Origin of the sequence: Rathayibacter sp. AY1F8 (assembly GCF_002932165.1) — a bacterium.
Lineage (GTDB): Bacteria > Actinomycetota > Actinomycetes > Actinomycetales > Microbacteriaceae > Rathayibacter.
This window is the reverse complement of sequence record NZ_PSVB01000041.1, coordinates 1-7267: the sequence shown is the minus strand read 5'-3', so window position 1 is coordinate 7267 and position 7267 is coordinate 1. Positions and strand designations below refer to the sequence as shown.

Below are 7267 nucleotides of genomic sequence, written 5' to 3'. Positions count from 1 at the left end.
CACTGACCTCTATGACCGAGGGAAGGCAGTTCACGGCAACCGACTTCGCGAAGACCTACCGCTGCCCGTAGCTGGATACGCGACCGGTGAACGATCCCCTAACGGGACGACCCAAGTCCGATCGAAGGTCAGTAGGCGACGTCAGCGGGCGCTGGCTTCCCGACTCGGCTGTGATCGGGCCGACGGGCTCGGTAGGAAGATCCGGCCAGGAGGACACCTGCAGTCACAGCAGCTAGCGACGTGGCGACGCCGGTAAAGGGCAAGGTGTCCGCGACATCCCACGGGAGAAAGAACGCTCCAGGGTCGGTGAGGGGGTTGATGACCATGAGGAGCCCAACACCAATCAGCGTGACGGGTCGTCCTGGCGAGAGTACGAAGGCGCCGAATATCACGAGCGGGAAGGCGATGGCCCAGACGATCGTTGTGGCGATCCACGTGAAGTCTGACTGTGTGGCGCTGTAGCAACCCTCGTTCAGGCCACCGAGGCACGAGCTCCAGTGCACCAGGAACGCGGCGGCACCAGCAGCCCCGAGCAAGGCGATTGTCCATCCAACCAACTGGCCTGACGTCGCGAGTCGCTTCATGGGCTCAACATAGAACTCGAAGGTGAACCTGAGCTAGATCCACACGGTCGAAGCGAAGGCCACCGCCCCCTCGCCCCGATGAACGATCTCCATACGGAACAAGCGGTCGTTCGACCGTGCCGTGGGCTGCTCAACCGATGATCATGGCGGTACGCAGAGCGAGAACCCAGCTGGTGACGGCGCCGACCACGCCCAAGGCGAGCAGCAGCGACCTCCATCGAGCGTGAGAGCGCCTGCTGGCGCGCATCGCTACGACCAGGAGAACAAGGGTCGCGAGGGCGACAGAGCACAGAGCCGGCCACGCGACGTCAAACCCCGTGCACTGAGGCGGAAGGGACTCGTTGCACGCGAACGAGAATCCGTCGAGGAAGACGCCCGCGACGAGGGCGAGGAGAGTGATTGCGCCCGCGATCGCTGCGGAAGCCTTGAGCGACAGCGTCTGCACAACATCACTATCGGACCAACGGGTGAACGGCAGGAGCGCGCTGGACCACTCGGGTCAGATCCGCATCGGTGAACGATCCTCTTACGGGACGGCCATTGCGCTGACCGGGAGACTCTCCGGCTAACGTGGCTACATGCGGCAGATCGTCCATCTTCATCGGAGGGCCGCTCTCTGTGCTGTACCCGTCGGCGTGGTGCTGGGTGCGCTGCTCGGTCTGGGATTGGTCCTTACGGGTAACTCCGACTTCCGCGAACAGGGCGGGTGGGGCGCCTTCGCCTACTTGATTATGGTGGGCGCCATTATCGGTGGGGTCAGTGCCCTGGCTGCCGTCGCCGGAGGATTCGTGGCGATTCTGATCACTCTGCGGTCGGGACGAGCCACCGAGTCGTCCCCGCTGATCAGCCCTATTGGGCCGGCCGTAGGGTCGAGCGTTCCGTGGGTTGTTGCGGCCGGCGTAGCTGCCGTCGTGGGTGATCCGATGACGGCGGGGATCGCTGTCGGTCTCGGTGTCGTGGCGGCTGTAGTCGGCGGGGTGAGTGCTGCACTACTTCTTCGAGGGGTGAAGTACTCGAGCATCACTACTGCGGCTGACGATTCCGGCGCGCTCACGTCGGTTGTGCAGACGAACTCGAAGACCTGAACGTTCACGGTCATCTGCACGAGGTTTGGGACGCAGCGACGAGCTGTGCAGGCGACCGTGAGGAACGACAGGCGCTCGGTGTCGCGTCTGCGTGCACCGATGAACGATCGTCCACCGGGACGGTCGGCGGACTAGCATTTTCAGCATGGGGCGACGCCAGCACACTAAGGCTCTAGTCCGGTTGGCGTGCGCGGGTACGCTCATGGGCATCTCACTGTGGGTGACCTGGACGACGTCGTCCTACTGGCAGCCATGCACAGGCGCTAGATGGAATGAAATGAACCCGTCCTGCGCTGAGGCCATGTCGTCATACGACCTCATGCCCCTTCTGTATCTCTGGGGCGCCCTCGCTCTCGTCGTTGTAGCTCTGGTGGTCGCACGCCTCGTTCCCTGGGTTCCCGCAGGGGTAGCGACGGTTGCAGCAGTTGTTATCGCCTGCCCTGTGGCAGACCCAGGATTCTTCTGGGTCGAATGGGGCAGCGCCGACAGCACTCCCGGACACGGCCTCTGGACAGCGTGCTGGATTGCAGCAGCCGGTCTAGCCCTCGTCTACCCGTCACGCACCCGGAACCCGAGTATTCGCACAAACACGCCGGATGGAGCAGCTACTACACCGTCCGTCGCTATCTGATCGTTCGGCCCGGTGCACTCCGGGCTGAACACTGCGACGCGATTCGCTTGCGGTGACGCGCTTGCCAGTGGGTCAGGGCAGGCAGCGGAAGGGACGGCGACGGCGCGCGAGAACGAGCAGTGGCCCAAAACGTCGGACCGTCGAACGATTCCCGCACGAGACGTCTCCCGTAGCGATGCCGGTGAGAGCGGCACACCTAGACTCCTCGCATGACCGCTCCGTCATCCGTGGACGTGCCGCGGCGCCGGCGCCGTCCGGCCCGTCGACGCCTGTCCTTCTTCGGTGTCCTAGGCGAGCTGCTGATGACCGCAGGGGTGCTCGTTCTGCTGTTCCTCGCCTGGCAGCTGTGGTGGAACGACGCCGTAATCGCAGGCCGGCAGACCGATCAAGCGGCTGAGCTGCGCCAGAGCTGGGGCGATGGCGCGCCGTCCGCTGAGGTGCCGTCACAGCCGAGCGCTGAGCCGGCCGCGCCTGTTGACCCGGTGATCGCGCCGGTCGCGGCTCTGGACACGACGTTCGGGAACCTCTACATCCCCCGGTACGGCGAGGGGTGGGTGCGCACGATCGCTGAGGGCGTCGACGCGGAGAACGTGCTCGACGTGGGCAGCATCGGCCACTACCCGGGAACGCAGATGCCCGGCGAAGTGGGGAACTTCGCGATCGCCGCGCACCGCTCCGCCGCCGGCGGAGGAATGCACCTCATCGATGAGCTGCAACTGGGTGATGCGATCTACATCGAGACCGCCGACGGCTGGTACACCTACCGGTTCCGGAACCTCGAATACGTGCAGCCCTCCGAAGTGCAGGTCATCGATCCGGTCCCCTGGACGAGCGACGTCGCTCCGACCGACCGCCTCATCACGATGACGAGCTGCAATCCGCTGCTGTCGACCGCGGAGCGGATCATCGCCTACGGCGTCTTCGAGTCGTGGCAGCCCCGCTCCGCCGGAGCGCCCGCCGAGCTCGCCGCGTCCCTCGCGACCTGACGTCCGGCGTGGTCGCCGGCGCCCTGACGAGGGCGGCGAGCCGATTTCGTGCTGCGGCAGACGTTTGCGGGTCGGGTGGACATGTACAGGATGAACCCGCTTTCGAAGGAGCCCGTCATGACTGCCGCCCCTGACCGAGACCCCCTGGACGTCCTGCTGAATGAGTCCAGCCCCCGCACATCGACAGTGACGGACGACGTCGCCGCCGAGCTGGCCGAGCTGCAACAGCTCGCGGCGGCAGAGGCCCGCGTCAGCCGCCACCGCTGGGCCCGTCCTGCGGTCGCCGGAGTCGCTTCGCTGGTACTACTCGGTGGCATGGCGACAGCGGCCGCCGCGGCGACGGGCGCGTGGTCGCCGTGGGCGGAGACGCCGGACGCCTCGATCACCTATTCGCTGCCCAGCGGTGTCCAATGCGAGGAGCGCATGGGAGACGTTCAAGGGACCGATCCGGCGGCCGTCGCCGTAGTCGAGAACTTCTACCAGACGACCGACATCGACGCTCTCCTCAGCGACGGTGCGCTCGAGGAGACCGTCGCGCAACTGCGCACCGAGGACCAATCCTTCATCAACGCTGACGGATCCCGCACGTCGGCCGGCTACGGCACCGAGTTCTACAACGCCGACCGGGAGTACTCGACCGCGGTTGGACGCATCATCAGCAACGCCCTCGACGCCGAACTCGCTGCGCAGAACGTCGACGTCGACGCCGCGAACCTCAGCATCGCGGGCGAGGCCCGCTGCCCCGGAGCGACCTGGTGACCCGCCAGAAGTCCGATGAGGCGGAGCGACTCGCCGAGGCGCTGCGCGTCGCCTCGCCCGACTTGCTCAAGTACCTGCAACGCCGCCTCCCTCTCGAGGACGCCGCCGACGCACTCGGGGACGTCATGCTCACCGCATGGCGCCGTGTCGGCGCCCTTCCCCGCACCGCGGAGGAGTCGCGGATGTGGCTGTTCGGCATCGCCCGGAACGTCCTCTCGAACAGCACCCGCACTGAGAACAGGCGAGCCGACCTCTCCAGCCGGCTCCGCGGCGTCCTCACGACCGCTTCCACCGAAGGACGCCCCGCCGACGAAGGAGTCGACGTGCGCGATGCGATCGCCAGGCTCGCGCCAGAACAGGCCGAGCTCGTCCGCCTCATTCACTGGGACGGCTTCTCCATCACCGAAGCCGGACAACTCCTCGGCGTCCCCGCGTCCACGGCACGCACCCGCTACCAACGAGCACGAGAAGACCTGCGGTCGACCCTGGCGGCATCACGAGCAAGCGACGACGACGCCAAGCCCCTCCGAGCGGTCCGCTGAAAGCGTCCCGCAGATCGATCCCCATGCGGGACGGTCAGATCACCGGGGTTGATCCGCCCCTCCGAGCCGCGGAAGCACGCCCTCTACGCGCGTGTCCCGTCAAGCAGTCGCATGTGCTCCTCCTCGCTGGCCCTCCGCCAGCCGTAGGGCGCGACAACCACGTACGTCACGCCGCCCTCCTCAACTCGGAGGCGTCCGCTGGAAAGCCCACCGGTCCCCACCTCTTCATCGATCCACACGAGCAGCTGCGAAGTCCAGTCCGCTGCATCTCGCGGAGTGGCATAGATCCAGGGCTGATCACTTCCCGACGACGGCAACGCGATCCTGATCCGAGCCGTGTGACCGCCGACCTGCACAAGCCGAAAGTCGAGCAGACCAACGACCAGCCGCACGTCATCGATCCGGTAGTCGTACTCCGAAACCGGATGACGCCGCCGCACCCCGACAGCCTCGAGCGCTGCGGCAAGCTCGGCGTCCGGCAACATGCGCTGATCCTCCCAGACGCCCGGCCAGCGATCCCCTCACGGGACGGGTTCTCGAATATTTTCATCGTCGCGTCGTCAGTTCGGGGTCCTGCCGGACATGTACAGAGTGAAGGCCACTCGAGCGCACAGGAGCAGATCATGACCACCGAACCTCACGACGCAGACAGCGATCGAGCGATGAACGCGCTCCTGGACGAATCGGCGCCGCCAACCCCACTGGCGGAAGCCGTCTCCGACTCCTCTCTTCGAGAGATGGTTCGCGGAGCGGAGTGGAACGCGCGACGCGGCCGGCGACAGGCGACGCCTCGCGCGCTCGTGATCGGGACCGTCGTCGCTCTCGCTCTGGGCGGTACGGGAGCGGCAGCAGCAGCGACGCTCTCCGGGTGGCAGCCGTATGTGGCGAATCCGGATTCCGTTGTCCACTTCACGCTGCCCAGCGGAAGAGAATGCGAGTTGCGCAGCGTCGTCAGGGGAGGCGATCCGGAGGACATCAAGGAGGCGCAGGACGTATTTCGCACCACCGACGTGCTCGCCCTCGCCGACATCGACGGCGAGCTAGCCCGGATCAGTGCTCAGGACACGATCGACCGCGATAACGGCGACACCGTGGTGCCCGCGACCGAGGTGTACTCCGAAGATGAGCTGTACCGCCAAGCCGCGGTGAACGCGATCACCGACGTCGTCTGGGACGAGCTCGAGGACCGAGGGGTGGTCGATCCCGTCGCCGGCTCAGACCTCTCCACCGGAAGCCAAGACGACTGCGCGAAGTTCACCCAGGCAGACCTCACCCAGTGAGCCGCCGCGACACGCGAGCCGATCGCGTCGTGGCCATCCTCGACGCCACAGCCCGTGACCTTCTGAACTACCTCGAACGCCGAGTCGGCGCCGACGACGCTCCCGACGCACTCTCTGAGACGATGACGATCGCGTGGCGCCGGTCATCATCCATGCCACTGCCGGACGAGGACGCCCGCCTGTGGCTGTTCGGTGTCGCAAGGAACGTCATCCTCAACACCAGCAGGACGCGCCGGCGCCAAGACCTCCTGGCCGAAAAGCTCCGCGGCACCGTCGAACCCATCGAAGCGACCGGAGAACCCTCCGACGTCGCCCTCGACGTTCAAGCAGCGCTGAGCAAGCTCTCTCCGGAGCTGGCAGAACTGGTGCGGCTCGTGCACTGGGACGGCTTCTCTCTCAGCGAGGCGGCTCAGATCGTGTCCGTCCCGCCGTCAACTGCGCGCAGCCGTTATCAGAAGGCGAAGCGCGAGCTCGGTGACCTGCTGTCCTTACCGCCCTCGGAACGAGCACTCGGATCTGCAGAGAAACGCAGGGTCTGACGCGCTAGCCCATCCCCTTACGGGACGCCCTCTAACCCGTTCCCGTACGGGACGATGCGAGCGCTAGTCTCCTCGCCGTGATCATTGATCTAGAGCCCGGCGACGCGCGGTGGGCGGCCGCTCTTCTCGTCCTCCGCGAGCTGCGCCCCCATCTCACTGACGAACTGCTCGAGCTGGTACTGCGAGAAGGCGCGCCCCAAGGTCTCCGCTTCACCGCCCTACTGCAAGACGATCGCTGCGTGGCTGTCGCCGGCTGGCGAGTAGTCGTCAACACGAGCGCCATCAGGAAGCTCTACGTCGATGACCTCTCCACCGCCGCCACCGAGCGATCCCACGGTCACGGCGCGGCACTCCTAGCCGCCCTAGCGGAGCGAGGCCGGGAACTGGGGTGCAGCGCGATCGAGCTCGACTCCGGCGTGCAACGCTTCGAGGCGCATCGCTTCTACCTGCGCGAACGGATGGACATCACCGCCCATCACTTCGCTCGACGGCTCGACCAGTAAGTGCAACGGGCTGCCTCCCCGCACCGTTCAGCAGGGGACCGCCACCGGACGCCGGATGTCAGTGGGTAGTTTCACCGTCCGGACGACGATCCCCTTACAGGACACTCTCGGTCGCGAGTCGGTTGCTCCTCGTGGTGAGAGCCGCGTCACGCCTACTGTTCTCTCGTGGGAGAACTCAAGGTAACGAGCTCGGCGGCGATCGAGGCCGCTTCACGTCGCGCCGAGGGGTGGATACGCCGTGGTTGAACGCCTGGACAGCTGGGACCCGAGCAGACTCTCGCCGGACCGGCAGACACCACCCCGCCAACGACGGTTGGTGAGACTGTCGATCGCGCTGGGAGCTCTAGCCGTCGTGGCG

General features: G+C 66.2%; 10 protein-coding genes. 7 read left to right on the top strand and 3 right to left on the bottom strand.

From position 1 onward, the window contains the following. Positions 1 to 128: 128 nt before the first annotated feature. Together C5C35_RS16540 and C5C35_RS16535 are read right to left on the bottom strand one after the other, a co-directional pair. Entirely contained in the window at positions 129 to 584 is a 456-nt protein-coding gene (locus C5C35_RS16540) for a hypothetical protein (protein ID WP_104263612.1), read from the bottom strand. Positions 585 to 714: 130 nt separating this feature from the next. Beyond that, complete coding sequence (locus C5C35_RS16535; RefSeq protein ID WP_104263611.1) at positions 715 to 1029, bottom strand: hypothetical protein; 315 nt, start codon at positions 1027 to 1029, stop codon at positions 715 to 717. Between the two features lie 133 nt (positions 1030 to 1162). On the opposite strand from C5C35_RS16535, the gene C5C35_RS16530 reads away from it, so the two are divergent. The 4 genes from C5C35_RS16530 (at position 1163) to C5C35_RS16515 (ending at position 4587) form a co-directional block, all read left to right on the top strand. Continuing rightward, positions 1163 to 1669, top strand: a complete 507-nt coding sequence (locus C5C35_RS16530; protein WP_146076974.1) for a hypothetical protein — start codon at positions 1163 to 1165, stop codon at positions 1667 to 1669. 840 nt (positions 1670 to 2509) lie between these two features. Further along, positions 2510 to 3286 carry a class E sortase gene (locus C5C35_RS16525; protein ID WP_104260278.1) on the top strand — a complete coding sequence of 259 codons (777 nt, stop codon included), beginning with the start codon at positions 2510 to 2512 and terminating at the stop codon, positions 3284 to 3286. Between the two features lie 117 nt (positions 3287 to 3403). After that, a complete protein-coding gene (locus C5C35_RS16520) occupies positions 3404 to 4045 on the top strand; it encodes a hypothetical protein (protein WP_146076973.1) in 642 nt (213 codons plus the stop codon). Then, positions 4042 to 4587: an RNA polymerase sigma factor gene (locus C5C35_RS16515; protein WP_104263609.1), complete on the top strand. Its 546-nt coding sequence runs from the start codon at positions 4042 to 4044 to the stop codon at positions 4585 to 4587. The genes C5C35_RS16520 and C5C35_RS16515 overlap by 4 nt, the downstream gene beginning before the upstream one ends. Positions 4588 to 4670: 83 nt before the next feature. Here C5C35_RS16515 and C5C35_RS16510 read toward each other — a convergent pair whose 3' ends face one another. Beyond that, positions 4671 to 5072: a hypothetical protein gene (locus C5C35_RS16510; protein ID WP_104263608.1), complete on the bottom strand. Its 402-nt coding sequence runs from the start codon at positions 5070 to 5072 to the stop codon at positions 4671 to 4673. Positions 5073 to 5210: 138 nt separating this feature from the next. On the opposite strand from C5C35_RS16510, the gene C5C35_RS16820 reads away from it, so the two are divergent. From C5C35_RS16820 to C5C35_RS16495, 3 genes are all read left to right on the top strand, one after another. Beyond that, on the top strand, positions 5211 to 5867 hold the full coding sequence (locus C5C35_RS16820; protein ID WP_146078504.1) for a hypothetical protein: 657 nt from the start codon (positions 5211 to 5213) through the stop codon (positions 5865 to 5867). A 29-nt stretch (positions 5868 to 5896) separates the two neighbouring features. After that, entirely contained in the window at positions 5897 to 6406 is a 510-nt protein-coding gene (locus C5C35_RS16500; protein ID WP_258068236.1) for an RNA polymerase sigma factor, read from the top strand. A 77-nt stretch (positions 6407 to 6483) separates the two neighbouring features. Next, positions 6484 to 6909 carry a GNAT family N-acetyltransferase gene (locus C5C35_RS16495; protein WP_104263605.1) on the top strand — a complete coding sequence of 142 codons (426 nt, stop codon included), beginning with the start codon at positions 6484 to 6486 and terminating at the stop codon, positions 6907 to 6909. Positions 6910 to 7267 lie beyond the last annotated feature (358 nt).